Below are 17,661 nucleotides of genomic sequence, written 5' to 3' on the forward strand. Positions count from 1 at the left end.
GTGCCGGGCCCGGGCCCGAGGCCCGGACCCGGCACCGGGGATCAGCTGGCGCCGAGGTCCTGCAGGGCCTTGGTCGCGCCGCGGTGCAGCGGTACGGGGTCGGTCTTGCGGGCGTTGTCGAGGCTGATGCCCTTGGCGGCCGGGTTGGCCTGGGCGAGGGCGTCCTTCCGGTCGAACACCGTGCGGGTGATCGCGCAGGCCACGTTCGCGTTGAGGTCCTTGCGCACCAGCAGCACGTTCGGCACCACGATGGTCGGGGTGTCCGCGGCGGTCTTGTAGACGTCCTTGCCGATGGACCCCGCCTGGTACGCCGGGTTGAGCTCGGTCATCTTCGGCAACAGCGGGGTGATGTCGATGAACTTCACCTTGTCCCCGGCGGTGGTGAACAGGTCGGTCAGCCCGCCCGTCGGCACCCCGCCCGACCAGAACAGCCCGTCGACGCTGCCGTCCTTGACGCCCTCGACGCTCTTGGTCAGGTCGAGCCGCTGCGCCTGGACGTCCTTGGCCGGGTCCAGGCCGGCGGCCTCCAGCAGCCGGTTGGCGATGACCTCGGTGCCGGACTTCGGGGAACCGGTGGAGATCTTCTTGCCCTTCATGTCGGCGACCGAGTTGATCCCCGAGTCGGCCCGGACGACGACCTGCGTGTAGTTGTCGTAGATCCGGGCGAGCGCCTCGACCGGCTGCGGGGCGGTGAAGCTGCCCTTGCCCTGCACGGCGTTGACCGCCGTGTCGAACAGCGAGAAGGCGACGTCGTACTGGCCGCCGACGAGCTGCTCGATGTTCTGCACGGAGGCGCCGGTCTCGGCGGCGGTGCCGGTCAGCTTGCCCTCGGTCGCTCCGGAGAGCTGACCGGCCAGGGCGTTGCCGACCACGTAGTAGACGCCGGTGGCGTTGCCGGTGGCGATGCCGACGCGGGTGCTGTCGGTGACCTTGCAGGTGACCTCACTGGCGGCGTCGTCCTTGGTCGCGCCGTCCTGGCGGCCTCCGCAGCCGGCGGTGCCCGCCGCGACGAGGGCCAGCGCGCCAACCCCTGCGGCGAGCCGCACGTTGATCCGTCTCACTGTCTTTCCTCCCCATGGTTCACCGTTGGTACTGCTGACGGCCCGCCGTTCCGGCCGGCGGATCCGCGTCTGACGAGCACACCCGCCACCATGACGGCAGCCAGGACGGCGCCGATCGCGACGGGCACGGGTTCGAGCCAGAGCAGCGTCAGCCCGGCGAGCGCGCCGAGGATCCGCTCCGGCGTGCCGGCGGGGCCGACGCCGGGCAGCCAACCGCCCGCCGCCACCGCCAGCACGGCGACGCTGAGGGCGGCGACCGTCGCGGCGACCGCTATCCGCTGCGGGCCCCCGATGCCGAGCAGCCCGAGGCCGGTCGGGGTGACCACGAAGGCCAGCGGGATGAGGTAGGCCGGCAGGGCGTACCGCAGGGTCTGCCACATGGTCGGCACCAGTCGGCCGCCGGTCACCGCGGCGGCGGCCACCGCGGCGAGCGCGGTCGGCGGGGACGCCTCGGACAGGACCGCGAAGTAGAAGACGAACATCGCCGCGGCGGGCGCCGTGACGCCCAGGTCCAGCAGGGCCGGGCCGATGATCACCCAGCCGATCACGAACGACGCGGTGACCGGCACGGCCAACCCGAGCAGGGTGAGGGCGACGGCGGCGAGTAGCGCGGTGAGGGCCAGCACCACGGCCGGCTCGGAGCTGACGGCCTGGGCGCCGCTGACCAGCAGCGCCGCCGCCTGGGGGCCGAGGCCGGTCTTGGTGGTGGTGGCGGTGATGATGCCCGCCGCGGCGCAGACCGCGCTCACCGCGAGCACCCCGCGCACGCCGGCGCTCAGCGCGGCGAGCAGCCGGGCGGGGGTGAGCCGGTGCCGACGGTCGAGGAAGGACAGCGCGGCGGCCAGGACGGTGGCCAGCACCACGGCCTTCGTCGCGGAGAAGCCGACGGCGAGCAGCCCGACGATCGCGAAGAGCGACAGGAAGTGGTAGCCGAACCGGGCCAGCAGCCGGCCGGGGGACACGGTGTCGATCACCACCGGCCGTACGCCCGAGCGCCGGGCGTCGATCTCGACGGCGAGGAGGATGCCGAGGTAGTAGAGCACCGTGGGGACGGTGGCCCAGCCGAGCACCTGGAGGTACGACACGCCGAGGTACTCGGCGATGATGAAGGCCGCCGCGCCGAGGGTGGGCGGGGAGAGGATCGCCCCGACGCCGGCCGCGGCGAGCATGCCGCCCGCCCGTTCCGGCGGGTAGCCGGCGCGCCGCAGGACGGGCCAGGTGACCGCGCCGATGCTGACGGTCGTCGCCGCGCCGGAGCCGGAGACGGTGCCGAGCAGGAACCCGGAGGCGACGGCCGTGCGCCCGGCGGCGGTCCGGGAGCGCCGGAAGGCGGCGGCCGACAGCTCCACGAAGAACCGGCCGGCCCCGGAGAGGTCCAGCACCGCGCCGTAGATGGTGAACAGCACGATGTACGTCGCCGCGACGTCGAGCGGGGTGCCGTAGAAGCCGCTGTCGGAGTTGTAGAGGCCGTCGACGATCTGTCCGAAGTCGAGGCCGGCGTGGGCCACCGGCCAGGACTGCGGCAGCAGGCCGCCGTAGTAGCCGTAGCCGAGGAAGACCACGCAGACCGCCGGCAGGATCCACCCGGTGGTGCGCCGGCACGCCTCCAGCAGCAGGAGCAGCAGGATCGTGCCCATCGCCACGTCCATGCCCACGAGCAGGCCCTGCCGGTCGAGGAAGGCGTCGTACCCGCCGCCGCCGTCCGCGAGGCCGACGGGCAGCACCGGGTAGAGGCAGCTGAGCAGCGCCGCGCCGGCCAGGATCCAGTCCGCCACGGTGGGGCCGCGGTGCCCGCGGCGGTCCGCCGGGTCGGCGTCGCCCGGCCCGTCCGCGCCGGTGCGGCGCAGTCGCCGGGGCAGCCGCAGGTCCGCCGGGTACGCCAGGAAGACGATAGGCAGGATGCCGGCCAGGAAGATGATCAGATAGAACTTGCTCCCCTGCGGCAGCGGGGCGAACACCTGCCAGAGGGCGAGCAGCGCGATCGCCAGCGTCGTTCCGGTGACCAGCACGCCGATCGGCCCGGTGAGTTCCCGGCCGGGCTTTTCGTCCTCGAACTGCGCGGCGAGTTCCCGTGGATCGCGCGCGGCGGTGTCCGGATCGGCCCGGTCGTCCGCCTCGGGGGGCAACGGGACCGGGCCATCGTCCGGCGTGGACCTCGGGCCCACGGTGGACGGCTGCGGGACGGATTCGCCGGAGGATCGCACTGGTGGCACGAGGGGGCACGATACGCGAATAAGATACCGGGCGGAATATTGTTGATCGTGATTGCGGGCAGTAATTAAATTGGACTCTCGACTACGCAGAGAGACCACAATTGAATCTTGATAAGCGGCGGGAGTGCCTGCCGTAACTGGTAAGAATGCGGCAAGCCGGGAGCGGGCGGTATCCCATCCGTCCACTCTGGTCCGGTAGTCGCGCGCGACCGGCCTCCCCTCCGGACGCCGTCGCCGCCCCGCAAGGCCGTTACACAGGGTAGTTTCCGTCGCTCTGCGTATCCGGACGGGCCCTGAGCAGGGCGCCTGCGCCCCCCACCGTCCGGCCCCACTCCTGCCGTCCGGTCCGACCCCTACCGGCCGGCGACGGAGCCGGCCGGGTCCGCCGCGAGGTCGTGAGGCGAGGGCTATGGTCGGGCGATGACCACGGCTCCACCCCTCATCCAGGCACGGGCGCTGGTGAAGCGGTTCGGCGACTTCACCGCCGTCGACGGCATCGACGTCGAGGTGCGTGCCGGCGAGGCGTTCGGCTTCCTCGGGCCCAACGGCGCCGGCAAGTCCTCCACCATGCGGATGGTCGGGTGCACCTCGCCGCCGAGCGGCGGCGAGCTGCGCATCCTCGGCATGGACCCGGTCCGCGACGGGCCGGCGATCAGGGCCCGCCTGGGCGTCTGCCCCCAGCTCGACAACCTCGACCCCGACCTGACCGTGCGGGAGAACCTGACCACCTACGCGCGCTACTTCGGCATCTCCCGCCGGGTGGCCCGGGAACGCGCCGCCGAGCTGCTCGACTTCGTCCAGCTCACCGAGCGGGCCGACAGCAAGGTGGAGCCCCTCTCCGGCGGCATGAAGCGGCGGTTGACCATCGCCCGCGCGCTGGTCAACGAGCCCGAGATCGTGCTGCTGGACGAGCCGACGACGGGCCTCGACCCGCAGGCCCGGCACCTGGTCTGGGAACGGCTGTTCCGGCTCAAGCAGCAGGGCGTCACGCTGGTCCTGACCACGCACTACATGGACGAGGCGGAGCAGCTCTGCGACCGCCTGGTCGTGATGGACGGCGGGCGCATCGTCGCCGAGGGCTCGCCCCGGGCGCTGATCGACCGGCACTCCACCCGGGAGGTGGTGGAGCTGCGGTTCGCCGCCGAGTCGCAGGAGGCGTTCGCCCACAAGCTCGACGGGCTGGGGGAGCGGGTCGAGGTGCTGCCCGACCGGATCCTGCTCTACGTGCCCGACGGCGACGCGGCCGTCGTCGAGGTCGGCGAGCGGGGGCTGCACCCGGCCAACGTGCTGGTCCGGCGCAGCAGCCTGGAGGACGTCTTCCTCCACCTCACCGGCCGCACCCTCATCGACTGACCGGGCGGGGCGTCCGGTGGCGCCGCGCCACCGGACGGGGCGTGACCCGGCGGGCGCGGCAGCGGGCCGGCGCGTCGTATCGGGCCGTGACCGGCGGACCGGCGCGTGCGCGTCGTATCGGGCCGTGACCGGCGGGCCGGCGCGTGGCAGCGGGGCGTGTCCGGCGGATGCGGCGGCACCGGCCGTTACGTAGCATCGGCGGCACGTCGTCCGCCCGACGACGCACACGGGGGTGCCATGTCGAGGTTGGAGTTCCAGTCCCGCCGCCAGGCCGGGCTCACCGCGCTCTATCTGGGCGTCTTCGCGACCATCTGGTTCAGCGTGCCGGCCGCCGAACAGCCCCTGCGCGCCGTGCTGGTGGTCGCGAGCGGGGCGGCGCTGGTCACGGCGGTGGTCGGCGCGGTGGTCGTGGCCCGCAGCCCCGCGGACGCGGACGTCGCCCGCGACCGCGCCGCCGACCGTCGCTACCTGCTGATCGTCCTCGCCGAGTTCGCCGCCGCCGGGCTCGGCGCCGCCCTGCTCGCCCTCGTCGGGCTCTCGGAGTTCGTCCCGGTGCTGGTCTGCGCCGTGGTGGGGCTGCACTTCCTCCCCCTCGTGCCGGTGCTGCGCGACCCGGTGCTGTGGCTGCTCGGGGCGGCGATGTGCGTCGTCGCCCTGGCCGGGCTGGTCACCGCGCTCGCCACGGCGGTGTCGGCGGGGCTCGTCGTCGGCACGGGCGCCGGGCTGCTGCTGCTCGGCTACGCGGTGCTGGTGCTGCTCCGCGCGGCCCGCCGGCGCTGACGGGCGACGGACCGGCGGGGTCGCCGCGCGGTGGCCGCAGCCTGTCGTACCCGCGAGGTAGGAAGGCCCTGGTGGGCGCGGAGCGAGACGGGGGTGGTCGCGTGAGTGTGCCGCGGTCGGCGCGGGAACGGGCGCGTCCGGCGCTGCCACGGGTGCCGGCGCTGGCGGTGCTGTCGCACCACCTGGTCGGCTACCGGCGCACCTGGCGGGCGGGGCTGTTCTCGTCGTTCCTGCTGCCGCTGCTGACCGTCCTCGGCTTCGGCGTCGGCGTCGGCGCCTACATCGACCAGGGCCTCGGCGGGGTGCCCTACCTCGACTGGATCGTGCCTGGACTGATCGCGTCGACGGCGTTGCAGACGGCCGTCAGCGAGTCGACGTGGCCGGTGTTCGGCAACTTCCAGTGGGTCAGGACCTACATGGCGCAGAGCGCGGCGCCGCTGCGGGTGGGCGACATCCTCGGCGGGCACCTGGCCTTCGTGGTGTTCCGGGTGGTCACCACCGTCGCGGCGTTCCTGCTGGTGACGGCCCTGCTCGGGGCGCTGCGCTCGCCGTGGGCGCTCGCCGCGCTGCCGGTGACGGCGCTGCTCGGGCTGGCCGTCGCCGCGCCGACCTTCGCGTACGCGTCGGTGGTCTCCGTCGACAGTTGGCTGGCGATGCTGCTCCGCTTCGCGGTGATCCCGATGACGCTCTTCGCCGGCGTGTTCTTCCCCGTCGAGTCGCTGCCCCCGGCGTTGCGCTGGCTGGCGTACGCGACCCCGCTCTGGCACGGCGTCGACCTGTGCCGGGCCGCGGCGCTCGGCGTGGCTCCGCAGTGGTCCGTCGCCGGTCACCTGCTCTACCTCGCGGCCTGGGCGGTCGGCGGCTGGCTGCTGGCCCGGCGCGCGTTCCGTCGCAGGCTGGTCGTCTAGGAGGGTCGCCGTGGTCGCTCTGGTCCTGCCCCGGCTGGTCGCCGCGTCCCGCCGGTCGGTCTCCGTGGCCGAGCGCAACATCGCCGCGCTGAAGGCCGTCTACTGGCTGCTGCTCGTCTCCGGTTTCGTCGAGCCGCTGCTCTACCTGCTCTCGATCGGTGTCGGGGTCGGCCGGTTGATCGGCGACCTCACCCTGCCCGGCGGTGCGGTCGTCACCTACGCGGCGTTCGTCGCGCCGGCGATGCTCGCGTCGTCGGCCATGTCCGGCGCGCTGTCGGAGACGACCTTCAACTTCTTCGGGAAGATGAAGCAGATGAAGCTGTACGACGGGGTGATCGCCACCCCCGTGCGGCCGTTCGAGATCGCCCTGGGGGAACTGCTCTGGGCGATGCTGCGCGGCGGCGCCTATTCGGCCGCCTTCCTGGTGGTGATGGTGGTGATGGACCTGACCACCGCGGCGCGGGCGCTGGTCGCGTTCCCGGCGGCCGTGCTGGTCGGCTTCGCCTTCGGCGCGCTGGGGATGGCGATCACCACATTCATGCGCAGCTGGCACGACTTCGACCTGATGTCGGCGGCCCAGTTCACCCTCTTCCTCTTCTCCGGCACGTTCGTCCCCGCCGAGTCCTACCCGGCCGCGCTGCGCTGGGCGGTGGAGGTGACCCCGCTCTACCGCGCGGTGCACCTGATCCGCGGCGTCTCGGTGGGCGCGGCCGGTTGGGAGTGGGTGCTCGACGTGCTCTACCTGCTCGCGGCGGTGGCCCTGGGGCTGCTGATCGCCTCGCGCCGGATGGGCAGGTTGCTCTACGGCTAGGGGTTAACGGTGGCCGCTGCCGGGGCATGTCGAGGGGACTGACACCGAGCACGAGGAGGGGCGATGGCCTCCGACGAGTCTTCCGCCCGCAGCGGGCGCGACCGCGACGATTCCGTGACGGCGGCCGCCGACCGGGTGAGCGACCGCCGGCCGGGCCACGCCGGGCGGGAATCCGACGCGCGTGCCGGGCGGCGCGGCCCGGGTCGCGGTCCGGTCGGCCCCGACGAGGGCCCCGACAGCCCGGCCGAGCTGCCGGGCGCCGGGTGGAAGGCCGCGCTGCGCCGTACGGTGCGCGAGTTCCAGGACGACAGCCTGACCGACTGGGCGGCGGCCCTGACGTACTACGGGGTGCTCTCGATCTTCCCCGGCCTGCTGGTGCTGGTCTCGATCCTCGGCCTGCTCGGTCCGGGCGCGACGCAGGGTGTCAAGGACACCGTCAACCAGGCGGTGCCGCAGGGGGAGATCCGGCAGATCGTCGAGGGGGCGATCGACCAGGCTCAGGCCAGCGGCGGTTTCGCCGGGTTCGCCGCCATCCTCGGTCTGCTGGCCGCGTTCTGGTCGGCGTCGGGTTACATCGCCGCGTTCATGCGCGCCTCCAACACGATCTACGACGTGCCGGAGGGGCGCCCCATCTGGAAGACGCTGCCGATCCGCGTCGGGGTCACCGCGGTGATCGGCGTCATGCTGCTGGCCAGCGCGGTGATCGTGGTCTTCACCGGCGGCCTCGCCGAGCAGGTCGGGGAGGCGATCGGGCTGGGTTCGACGGCGGTGACCGTGTGGAACATCGCCAAGTGGCCGGTACTGCTGCTCCTGGTGAGCCTGATGTTCGCGATCCTCTACTGGGCGTCGCCGAACGCGCGGCACGGTGGCTTCCGCTGGGTCAGCCCCGGCGGCGTACTGGCCGTGGTGATCTGGCTGGTGATCTCGGGTCTCTTCGCGCTCTACGTCAGCAACTTCGGCTCGTACAACAAGACGTACGGGGCGCTCGCCGGTGTGATCATCTTCTTGATCTGGCTGTGGCTGAGCAACATCGCGATCCTCCTCGGCGCGGAGTTCGACGCCGAGTTGGAGCGCAGCCGCGCCATCGAGGCGGGCCACTCCCCGGACGAGGAGCCGTACGTGGAGCTGCGCGACGACCGCAAGCTGAAGAAGAAGCGCAACGCCGCCAACCGCAGCTGAGCGCGCCGCCGCATCCGCCCACCACGTCTCCCCGCCGCCCCGCCACCGCTCCGGTGCCGGGGCGGCGGCGCGTTCCGCGCTGGCGCGCACGTGTCCGCCCGCCCGCCGCTTGGGCGCGCGTGCCTCTTGGCGCGTGTCGCCTGCCTCCGCAGGGGTGAGCGCCCCCGGTGATCAGGAATTGGTGGACGTCATCCGCCGGCTTTGAGGTACATGGCGTCCTGATCACCGGCGGCTGGGAATGCGGTAGGCAGCGGCTGGGCCTGCGGCAGCAACGTCGGCCGGGTCTCGGCGTTCGTTGGATCGCCGCAGGGCGCGGCTTTTCTTGATCCTCCCGAGGCTTTTGTTCGTACGGACAAAAGTTTGCGTCAAACCGGCCGAAGCTCTGGACACGTGGCGCGGAACGCTCCTACTGTGTCGAGCAACGACACCTCGGCACCACGTCGATGTGAACGAGCTCGCGAAGAGGTGAGTCCGGTGCGGACGGTCGACCCCCTGCACGTACGGCTGCTGCGCCTGCTCCGTGACGAGGGGGCGGTGTCCCGGGCCGAGCTGGGCGACCGGTTGCAGATGCCCCGTCCCCGGTTGCTGGCGGAGCTGGAACGCCTCGTCGGCCTCGGCTACGTCGCCGAGGCGGGGTTGGCCGCCTCCCGGGGCGGCCGCCGCTCCACCCTGGTCGAGTTGAGCCCGCGCCTGCGCTTCGCCGCCGTCGACCTCGGCGCCAGCTCCGTCGACGTCGAGGTGGTCAACGGCCGGCTCGAGCCGGTCGCCGCGTACGCCGAGGCGGCCGACATCCGCACCGGCCCGAAGGTGATCCTCCAGCGGGTCAACGAGCTGCTGCACAAGGCCCGGGTCGACGGTGCCTACGAGCGGCTCGACGCCGTCGGCATCGGGGTGCCCGGCCCGGTCAGCTTCCGCGACGGCGTGCCCGTCTCCCCGCCGATCATGCCGGGGTGGGACCGGTTCCCGGTGCGCGAGCTGCTCACCCGCGAGCACGGCTGCCCGGCGGTGGTCGACAACGACGTCAACATCATGGCGATCGGGGAACGGCACGGCGGGGTCGCCCACTCCGTGGACGACTTCCTCTTCGTGAAGATCGGCACCGGAGTAGGGTGCGGGATCTATCTCAGCGGCGAGGTCTACCGGGGCACCGACGGTTGCGCCGGGGACATCGGCCACATCCAGGTCGACTCGCACGGCCCGATGTGCTCCTGCGGCAACGTCGGCTGCCTGGAGGCGCTGTTCAGCGGGGCTGCGTTGGCCAAGGACGCGACCGCCGCCGCGCGCAGCGGCACCTCGCCCGCGCTGGCCGAACGGCTGGCCGCGCGCGGTGCGGTGACCGCCCTGGACGTCGCCGGAGGCGCGGTCGAGGGGGACGTGACCTGCATCCAGCTGATCCGCGACGGGGGTCGGCGGGTCGGTGGGGTCCTGGCCGGGCTGGTCAGCTTCACCAACCCGTCGATGATCGTGATCGGCGGCGGGCTCGCCCAGCTCGGGCACATCCTCCTCGCGGAGATCCGCAGCGTGGTCTACCGCCGGTCGCTGCCGCTGGCCACCGGCAACCTTCCCGTCGTCCTCTCCGAACTCGGCCCGCGCGCCGGTGTGGCCGGCGCGGCCGTGCTCGCCAGCGACGTCGCCTTCGCGGAGGCATCGTGAGCGCGAGGAGTGGGCCGGGCCTGCGAGCCCCGCAGTCGCGAACGGAGAAGGAGCTGTGAGCGCGAGGAGTGGGCCGGGTCTGCGAGCCCCGCGGTCGCGAACGGAGAAGGAGCTGTGAGCGCGGGGAGTGGGCCGGGTCTGCGAGCCCCGCGGTCGCGAACGGAGAAGGAGCTGTGACCGAGCGCGAGGAGGAGACCGTGGTCCGATCCGAGGAGACGGCCGCCGGCGGGCCGGCGCAGGTGGTACCCGCCGGCGCCCCGCTGGTCGAGGCGCCCGCCGACACCGTCGCGGGCGAGGTGGTGCTGCGCCTCACCGACGTGGTCAAGACCTTCCCGGGCGTACGGGCCCTCGACGGGGTGCAGCTGGAGGTGCGCGCCGGCGAGGTGCACTGCCTGCTCGGGCAGAACGGCGCCGGCAAGTCCACCCTGATCAAGGTCCTGGCCGGGGTGCACCGGCCCGACTCGGGGCTCGTCGAGTGGCGGGGCGAGCCGGCCACCTTCGCCAATCCGCAGGCCGCGATGCGTGCCGGCATCGCCACGATCTACCAGGAACTCGATCTGGTCGAGGACCTCTCGGTCGCGGAGAACGCCTTCCTCGGCCACGAGCCGCGTCGGCTCGGCTTCGTCCGGCGGGGCGCCATGGCCCGGCACACCCGGCAGATCCTCGGCCGGCTCGGGCACGCCGAGATCCCGCCCGGGCGGATGGTGCGGGCGCTGCCGGCCGCCGGCAAGCAGATCGTCAGCATGGCCCGCGCGCTCTCCCACGAGGCCCGGCTGATCATCATGGACGAGCCGAGCGCCGTGCTGGCCCACGACGAGGTGGGCAACCTGTTCCGGATCATCCGGGAACTGACCGCGCAGGGCATCGCCGTCATCTACATCTCCCACCGGCTGGAGGAGATCCGCGAGATCGGCGACCGGGTCACCGTACTCAAGGACGGCCGGACCACCGCGGCGAACCTGTCGGCCCGCGACACCCCGACCCGCGACCTGGTCAGCCGGATGACCGGCCGCACCATCGAGTACGTCTTCCCGGACCGCCCGGCCGACGCGGCCGGCGGCGCGGAGCTGCTCACGGTCGAGGGGCTGACCCGGGCCGGCGAGTTCGCCGACGTCTCGCTCCGGGTGCGGGCCGGCGAGATCGTCGGCATCGCCGGGCTGGTCGGGTCGGGCCGCTCCGAACTGCTGGAGACCATCTACGGCGCGCGCCGTGCCGACGCCGGCTCGGTGCGGATGGCCGGCCGGGCGTTGCGCCGGGGCAGCGTCGGCGCGGCGGTGCGGGCCGGCATGGGCATGGCCCCCGAGGAGCGCAAGAGCCAGGCGCTGCTGCTCGGCGAGCCGATCTACCGCAACGTGACGCTGGCGACCTTCGGCCGCTACGCCCGCGCCGGGTTCACCGACGTCGGGCGGGAACGGGCCGAGGCGGACCGGATCGCCGCGAGCCTCGAGCTGCGCCCCCGCGACGTACGCCGGCCGGTGCGCACCCTCTCCGGCGGCAACCAGCAGAAGGTGGTGGTCGGGCGCTGGCTGCTCGGCGACACCCGGCTGCTGTTGCTCGACGAGCCGACCCGGGGTGTCGACGTCGGCGCCCGGGCGGAGCTCTACCAGGTGATCCGGGGGCTGGCCGCGCGCGGCGTCGGGGTGCTGCTGGTCTCCAGCGAGGTCCCCGAGGTGCTCGGCCTGGCCGACCGGGTGCTGGTGATGCGGGAGGGGCGGGTCGTCCGTGAGGCACCGGCCGGCGAACTCGACGAGAACACCGTGCTCGACCTCGTCATGGCGGGGTCCCTGATGGAAGGCGCACCGGCATGACCGAGGGTCCTACTCCCACCGTGGCGCCGCAGCGGGCGGCGCAGCTGCCGGCGCAGTCGCCGCCGGTGGACCCGGCGCAGACCGCGGCGGCCGTCGGCAAGGTAGCGTCACCGGGCCGGATCTCCTGGTGGCGGGGCGAGGGCGGCGAGGGCGTCCGCCGCAACCTCGGCCTGGTCGGGGTGCTGGTCGTGCTCGTCGTGATCGGCGCCCTCACCCGATCCGACCTGTACTCCGACCCGGACTGGGTGTGGGACAACGTCCTGAGCATCCTCAAGCTGGCGGCCGTGGTCGGCGTGGTCACCGTCGGGATGACCTTCGTCATCATCGGCGGCGGCATCGACCTCTCCGTCGGGGCGATCGTCGCGCTGGCCGGGGTCTGGTGCACCACGGTGGCCACCCAGAGCTACGGCGCCGGCGGCATGATCTTCAGCGCGCTCACCGTCGGGCTGGCGGTCGGCCTGGTCAACGGGTTGCTCATCTCGTACGGCCGGCTGGTGCCGTTCATCGCCACCCTCGCCATGCTGGTGGCCGCCCGGGGCCTGGCCGCCGAGATCTCCGACAAGCAGACCCAGGTGTCGGACAACGGCTTCATCAACGGCCTCGCCAGCAACAGCCTGCTGGGCATCCCGCTGCTGGTCTACATCCTCGCCGCCGTGGTCGCCGCCGGTTGGGTGCTGCTCAACCGCACCACCTTCGGCCGGCGTACGGTCGCCGTCGGCGGCAACCCGGAGGCCGCGCGGCTCGCCGGCATCAACGTCCGGCGGCACACGGTGCTGCTCTACGGGCTCTCCGGCCTCTGCTGCGGCATCGCCGCCATCATGCTCACCGCCCAGGCCAATTCGGCGCAGGCGGCGATGGCGAACCTCTACGAGCTGGACGCGATCGCCGCCGCGATCATCGGCGGCACGCTGCTCAGCGGCGGGCGGGGCACCATCATCGGTTCCCTGCTCGGGGTGGTCATCTTCGCCACCATCACCAACCTCTTCGCCATCAACGGCCTCTCCACCGAGGCCCAGAACATGGTCAAGGGCGGCATCATCGTCGCCGCCGTCCTGGTCCAGCAGGTCCAGTTCCGCAGCCTCACCCAGTTCCTGGGCCGCAACCGGCTCACCACCTGACCCGCCCACCCCGACCCGCGCGGCATCCGGGCCACCCGAGCGACGGTGGCCGGGCCCCGCACGCGCTCCCTGTGTTCCGCACCGCGAGTTTCCTCCACCACCGTCAAACCAGGAGGTCGTCATGACCCAGCACAGTCGCGACATGTCGCGTCGCCGGCTGCTCTTCGGCGGGGCCGCCGTCGGCGCCGGCGTGCTGCTCGCCGGCTGCACCAGCAACGAGACCCAGCCGACCGAGGCGCAGACCAAGGCGGCGGCCGCGCCGGGCGGCAACAACGAGCCCGGCAAACGGGTCGTCATCGGCTTCTCGGCGCCCGCCGCGGACCACGGCTGGATCGCCGCCATCACCAACAACGCCAAGGCGCAGGCCGGGGCGTACTCCGACGTGGAGTTCAAGTCGGTCGAGGCCGGCGCGGACGCGGCGGCGCAGCGGGCCGCGCTGTCCACGCTGATCTCGCAGAAGCCCGACGTGATCGTGCTGCTGCCGCACGACGGCAAGGAGCTCAACGCGTTCGGCCTGGAGGCGATGAAGGCCGGCGTGCCGGTGGTCAACCTGGACCGGGCCTTCCCGGACGCCCGGGCCTACCGGCTGCAGATCAAGGGAGACAACTACGGCATGGGCGTGGCCGCCGCCACCTACATGATCGAGCAGTTCAAGGCCAAGGGCGTCAGCAACCCGGTGATCGGCGAGATCGCCGGCATGGACGAGCTGGAGCTGACCCAGGAGCGGTCGAAGGGCTTCGTCGACACCCTGACGGCGAGCGGCTTCAAGGTCGCCAACCGCCGGGCGGCGCGGTTCACGGCCGACTCGGGGCAGCAGGAGGCGGCGCAGCTGCTCCAGGCCCTGCCGAAGATCGACGCGCTCTGGAACCACGACGACGACCAGGGCATCGGCGTGCTGGCGGCGGTCAGCCAGAGCGGCCGCAAGGAGTTCTTCATGGTCGGCGGCGCCGGCTCGAAGAAGGCGATGGAGGACATCCAGGCCGACAACACGGTGCTGAAGGCGACCGTGACCTACAGCCCCTCGATGGCCTCCTCGGCCATCTCCCTGGCCCGCCTGATCGGCCAGGGCAGGGGCATGTCCGACCTGGTGGAACTCCAGGTGCCCAAGGAGATCATCCTCGCCTCCGAGACGATCACCAAGGAGAACGCGGGCGACTACCTCAAGCTCGGGTTCTGACACACGGGGGGAGACCCACCTTGTCCACGACAGACAGAGAACTGCGGGTCGGCATGGTCGGCTACGCGTTCATGGGCGCCGCGCACTCACAGGCGTGGCGCACCGTGAACCGGGTGTTCGACCTGCCGGCGCGGGCCCGGATGGCGCTGATCTGCGGCCGGGACGCCGGCAAGGTGGCCGACGCCGCCGGCCGGCTCGGCTGGGACGCGCACACGACCGACTGGCGCGACCTCGTCGCCTCCGACGACATCGACGTGGTCGACGTCTGCACGCCCGGGGACAGCCACGCCGAGATCGCCCTCGCCGCGCTGGCCGCCGGCAAGCACGTGCTGTGCGAGAAGCCGCTGGCCAACACGATCTCCGAGGCCCGGGCGATGGCCGCCGCGGCGGTCACCGCGCAGGCCGCCGGGGTGCGGTCGATGTGCGGGTTCAACTACCGGCGGGTGCCGGCGGTGGCGGTGATGCGCCAGCTCGTCGCCGACGGGCGGCTCGGGGTGATCCGGCACGTCCGGGCGACGTACCTGCAGGACTGGATCGTGGACCCGCAGTTCCCCCTGGTCTGGCGGTTGCAGCGGGACCGGGCCGGCTCGGGCGCGCTCGGCGACATCGGCGCGCACATCATCGACCTGACCCAGTACGTCACCGGCCGGCGGATCACCGGGGTCAGCGCGATCACCGAGACGTTCGTGAAGGAACGGCCGCTGCCGGCCGGGTCGAGCGGGCTGGCGGCGACGGTGGACGGGACGGCGGTCGACGGGCTGACGGTGGCCGACGCCAACGGCGCCGACGGCCACCGCCCCGCCACCGGTCCGGTCACCGTCGACGACGCGGCGGTCTTCGTGGCCCGGCTCGACGGCGGCGTGCTGGCCACGTACGAGGCGAGCCGGTTCGCCACGGGACGCAAGAACGCCCTCCGGGTGGAGATCAACGGCTCGCTGGGCACGGTGGCCTTCGACCTGGAGCGCCTCAACGAGCTGGAGTTCTACGACGCGACGCGTCCCGCCGCCGAGCAGGGTTTCAGCCGCATCCTGGTGACGGAGGGGGAGCATCCGTACATGTCCGCCTGGTGGCCGCCCGGGCACCTCATCGGCTACGAGCACTCCTTCACCCACCAGGCGCGCGACTTCGTCGAGGCGGTCGCCACCGGCGTCGACCCGGCCCCCTCCTTCGTCGACGGGTTGCAGGTCCAGCTGGTGTTGGACGCGGTGACCCGGTCGGCGGAGCTCGGCTCCTCGTGGACGGAGGTGGAGCCGGCCCTGGCCGCGGTCGCCGTCTGAGCCGACTCCGGTGCCGACCGGCGAGGGACCGGCCGCGGTTGCGCCCCGCGGCCGGGACGAGGTCGGGACCGGAGGGCGTGCGGCCGGGCCGGCGTGGCCCGGTGCCGCACGAGCAGAACGGTCGTCCGGTGCGGCCGGACCGGGATTCCCCGGTCGCACCGGAGGACCGTCACCACCCGGCGACCCGCCGGGCCGCGTCACCCCACGACGTCCGGTCGGTGCGCGCCGTCGCCCGGCCGGCGGATGCGGGGGAGGCAGGGACGAGACGCCGACCGGCCCTGCCTGCCAGCCCCGTCCGTCCGCGTCCGCACCGGGAACCGGGCCGGGGTCGTCGCCGCCGACGTCGACACCGGTCCGGTGGGCTCCTCCCGGGGCGGGCCGGCGGACGGGGCCCATCCGCACAGATCCATGTCTTTCTGAACAAACTTCTGATATCTATATAACTCAATGCACGGCTGGTTCCTCCTGATCGGGAAGGAGCACCATGCGTACGGGTGTCTGGCTGGTGGGAGCGCGCGGCTCGGTCGCGACCACCAGCATCGTGGGGGCGCTCGCCCTGCGGGCCGGGCTCACCGGCCCGACCGGCTGCGTCACCGAGCTGCCCGACCTGCGCGGGCCCGCCCTACCGGCCTTCACCGACCTGGTCTTCGGCGGGTACGACGTCGTCACCACCCCGCTGGCGAAGCGAGCCGAGACCCTGGCCACCGCCGGCGTGCTGCCCGGCCGGCTGGTCGCCGCCCTCCCCGACGAGCTGGCCGCCGTCGAGCGCGAGCTGCGTCCGGCCCCCGCCGGCGGCACCCAGGCGGACCGGGCCGACGCGGCCGTACGCGACCTCGGCGACTTCCGCCGCCGGCACCGGCTGGAGCGGGTGGTGGTGGTCAACGTCTCGGCGACCGAACCCGCCGCCCGCCCTCACCCGGGGCACGCCGACCCGGACGCGCTGCGGGCCGCGCTCACCGGTGCCGACGAGGTGCTGCCGCCCAGCTCCCTCTACGCGTACGCGGCGGTACGGGCGGGCTGCCCGTACGTCGACTTCACCCCGTCCACGGGGCTGCGGCTGCCGGCCCTGACGGCGCTGGCCGCCGAGGGTGGGATCCCGTACGCCGGGCACGACGGCAAGACGGGGGAGACCCTGGTCAAGTCGGTGCTCGCGCCGATGTTCGCGATGCGCCACCTCGCGGTGCGCTCCTGGTCCGGGATCAACCTGCTCGGTGGCGGCGACGGCGCCACCCTCACCGACCCGGCGGCCAACGCGGCCAAGGTGGAGAGCAAGCAGCGGGTGCTCGGCGAGACCCTCGGGCACCTGCCGCAGGGCGGCACCCGGATCGAGTACGTCGAGGCGCTCGGCGACTTCAAGACCGCGTGGGACCTGATCACCTTCGCCGGCTTCCTCGGCACCGGGATGCGCATGGAGTTCACCTGGCACGGCTGCGACTCCGCCCTGGCCGCGCCCCTCGTGCTCGATCTGGCCCGGCTCACCGCCGCCGCGCACGCCGCCGGTCACGCCGGCCCCCTGACCGACCTCGCCTTCTTCTTCAAGGACCCGCTCGGCGCGCCCACCCACTCGCTGGCCGAGCAGTGGACCCGGCTGTGCGGCTTCGCCCGTCGGCTGCACGCGGGGGGCACCGATGCCGCGCCTCGCTGACCTCGCCGAACTGGTCCGGGCGCCGGCCGCGCTGTCGGTGCCCGGGGACGTCGTCGCCGGTGCGGCGGCCGCCGGCGCGCTCGGCCCGCGTACGCCCGCGCTGGCCGCCGCGTCCGTCCTGCTCTACTGGGCGGGGATGGCCGCCAACGACTGGGCCGACCGCCGGCTGGACGCCGTGGAGCGCCCCGAGCGGCCCATCCCCAGCGGCCGGGTCGCCCCCGGGGTCGCGCTCGGCCTCGCCGCCGGGCTCACCGCCGCCGGGGTCGCCCTGGCCACCGCCGCCGGGGGCCGGCGCGCCGCCACGGTCGCCGTCCCGCTCGTCGCCGCCGTCTGGGGGTACGACCTCGCGGCGAAGCCGACCGCAGCCGGGCCGGCCGTGATGGCTGCCTGCCGGGGGTTGGACGTGCTACTCGGCGCGACGGGCGGCCGGCTGCGCGGGGCGGTGCCGGCGGCGGTCACCGTCGCCGCCCACACGTGGACGGTCACGGCGCTCTCCCGACGGGAGGTCACCGGCGCCGACGCCGCGCTGCCGCTGCGTACCCTCGCCGGCACCGCGCTGGTGGCCGCGAGCGTCGCCACCCGGCCCCGTCCGGGCCGCACCCGCCGCGGCCCCGTGCCCGCCCGGGCACCCGGCCACGACCCCCGCGCCACGCCCGACCTGGCGCCCCGGCGTGCCCC

At 73.5% G+C, this 17,661-nt stretch carries 14 protein-coding genes; 12 read left to right on the plus strand and 2 right to left on the minus strand.

Annotated elements, in window-relative coordinates:
- Positions 1–41 precede the first annotated feature (41 nt).
- Positions 42–1,061 (minus strand): TAXI family TRAP transporter solute-binding subunit, encoded by a 1,020-nt coding sequence (locus tag V6U77_RS24310; RefSeq protein WP_334608964.1) that lies wholly within the window; start codon positions 1,059–1,061, stop codon positions 42–44.
- Positions 1,058–3,187, minus strand: coding sequence for a TRAP transporter permease (locus V6U77_RS24315; RefSeq protein WP_334608966.1), 2,130 nt, complete (start codon positions 3,185–3,187; stop codon positions 1,058–1,060). The genes V6U77_RS24310 and V6U77_RS24315 overlap by 4 nt, the downstream gene beginning before the upstream one ends.
- Positions 3,188–3,694: 507 nt before the next feature.
- Between V6U77_RS24315 and V6U77_RS24320 the strand changes: the two genes are divergently transcribed.
- The 12 genes from V6U77_RS24320 to V6U77_RS24375 all read left to right on the plus strand — a co-directional run.
- Entirely contained in the window at positions 3,695–4,627 is a 933-nt protein-coding gene (locus tag V6U77_RS24320; RefSeq protein WP_334608967.1) for an ABC transporter ATP-binding protein, read from the plus strand.
- Positions 4,628–4,864: 237 nt separating this feature from the next.
- Positions 4,865–5,407, plus strand: a complete 543-nt coding sequence (locus V6U77_RS24325; protein ID WP_334608968.1) for a hypothetical protein — start codon at positions 4,865–4,867, stop codon at positions 5,405–5,407.
- A 107-nt stretch (positions 5,408–5,514) separates the two neighbouring features.
- Complete coding sequence (locus V6U77_RS24330; RefSeq protein WP_334608981.1) at positions 5,515–6,315, plus strand: ABC transporter permease; 801 nt, start codon at positions 5,515–5,517, stop codon at positions 6,313–6,315.
- Between the two features lie 10 nt (positions 6,316–6,325).
- On the plus strand, positions 6,326–7,126 hold the full coding sequence (locus tag V6U77_RS24335) for an ABC transporter permease (RefSeq protein ID WP_334608970.1): 801 nt from the start codon (positions 6,326–6,328) through the stop codon (positions 7,124–7,126).
- Positions 7,127–7,189: 63 nt separating this feature from the next.
- Positions 7,190–8,305 (plus strand): YihY/virulence factor BrkB family protein, encoded by a 1,116-nt coding sequence (locus tag V6U77_RS24340; protein WP_334608971.1) that lies wholly within the window; start codon positions 7,190–7,192, stop codon positions 8,303–8,305.
- Positions 8,306–8,779: 474 nt separating this feature from the next.
- Complete coding sequence (locus tag V6U77_RS24345) at positions 8,780–9,958, plus strand: ROK family protein (RefSeq protein WP_334608972.1); 1,179 nt, start codon at positions 8,780–8,782, stop codon at positions 9,956–9,958.
- A 296-nt stretch (positions 9,959–10,254) separates the two neighbouring features.
- Positions 10,255–11,766, plus strand: a complete 1,512-nt coding sequence (locus tag V6U77_RS24350) for a sugar ABC transporter ATP-binding protein (RefSeq protein ID WP_334608982.1) — start codon at positions 10,255–10,257, stop codon at positions 11,764–11,766.
- Complete coding sequence (locus V6U77_RS24355) at positions 11,763–12,884, plus strand: ABC transporter permease (RefSeq protein ID WP_334608973.1); 1,122 nt, start codon at positions 11,763–11,765, stop codon at positions 12,882–12,884. The genes V6U77_RS24350 and V6U77_RS24355 overlap by 4 nt, the downstream gene beginning before the upstream one ends.
- A gap of 121 nt (positions 12,885–13,005) precedes the next feature.
- Positions 13,006–14,061, plus strand: a complete 1,056-nt coding sequence (locus tag V6U77_RS24360) for a substrate-binding domain-containing protein (RefSeq protein WP_334608974.1) — start codon at positions 13,006–13,008, stop codon at positions 14,059–14,061.
- A 53-nt stretch (positions 14,062–14,114) separates the two neighbouring features.
- Positions 14,115–15,338: a Gfo/Idh/MocA family protein gene (locus V6U77_RS24365; protein WP_442934499.1), complete on the plus strand. Its 1,224-nt coding sequence runs from the start codon at positions 14,115–14,117 to the stop codon at positions 15,336–15,338.
- Between the two features lie 484 nt (positions 15,339–15,822).
- Positions 15,823–16,983: an inositol-3-phosphate synthase gene (locus V6U77_RS24370; protein WP_334608978.1), complete on the plus strand. Its 1,161-nt coding sequence runs from the start codon at positions 15,823–15,825 to the stop codon at positions 16,981–16,983.
- A partial coding sequence (locus tag V6U77_RS24375; protein ID WP_334608979.1) for an SCO3242 family prenyltransferase occupies positions 16,967–17,661 on the plus strand: 695 nt, incomplete at its 3' end. The genes V6U77_RS24370 and V6U77_RS24375, both read left to right, overlap by 17 nt.

The organism is Micromonospora sp. CPCC 205546, assembly GCF_036902715.1.
Taxonomy (GTDB): Bacteria; Actinomycetota; Actinomycetes; order Mycobacteriales; family Micromonosporaceae; genus Micromonospora.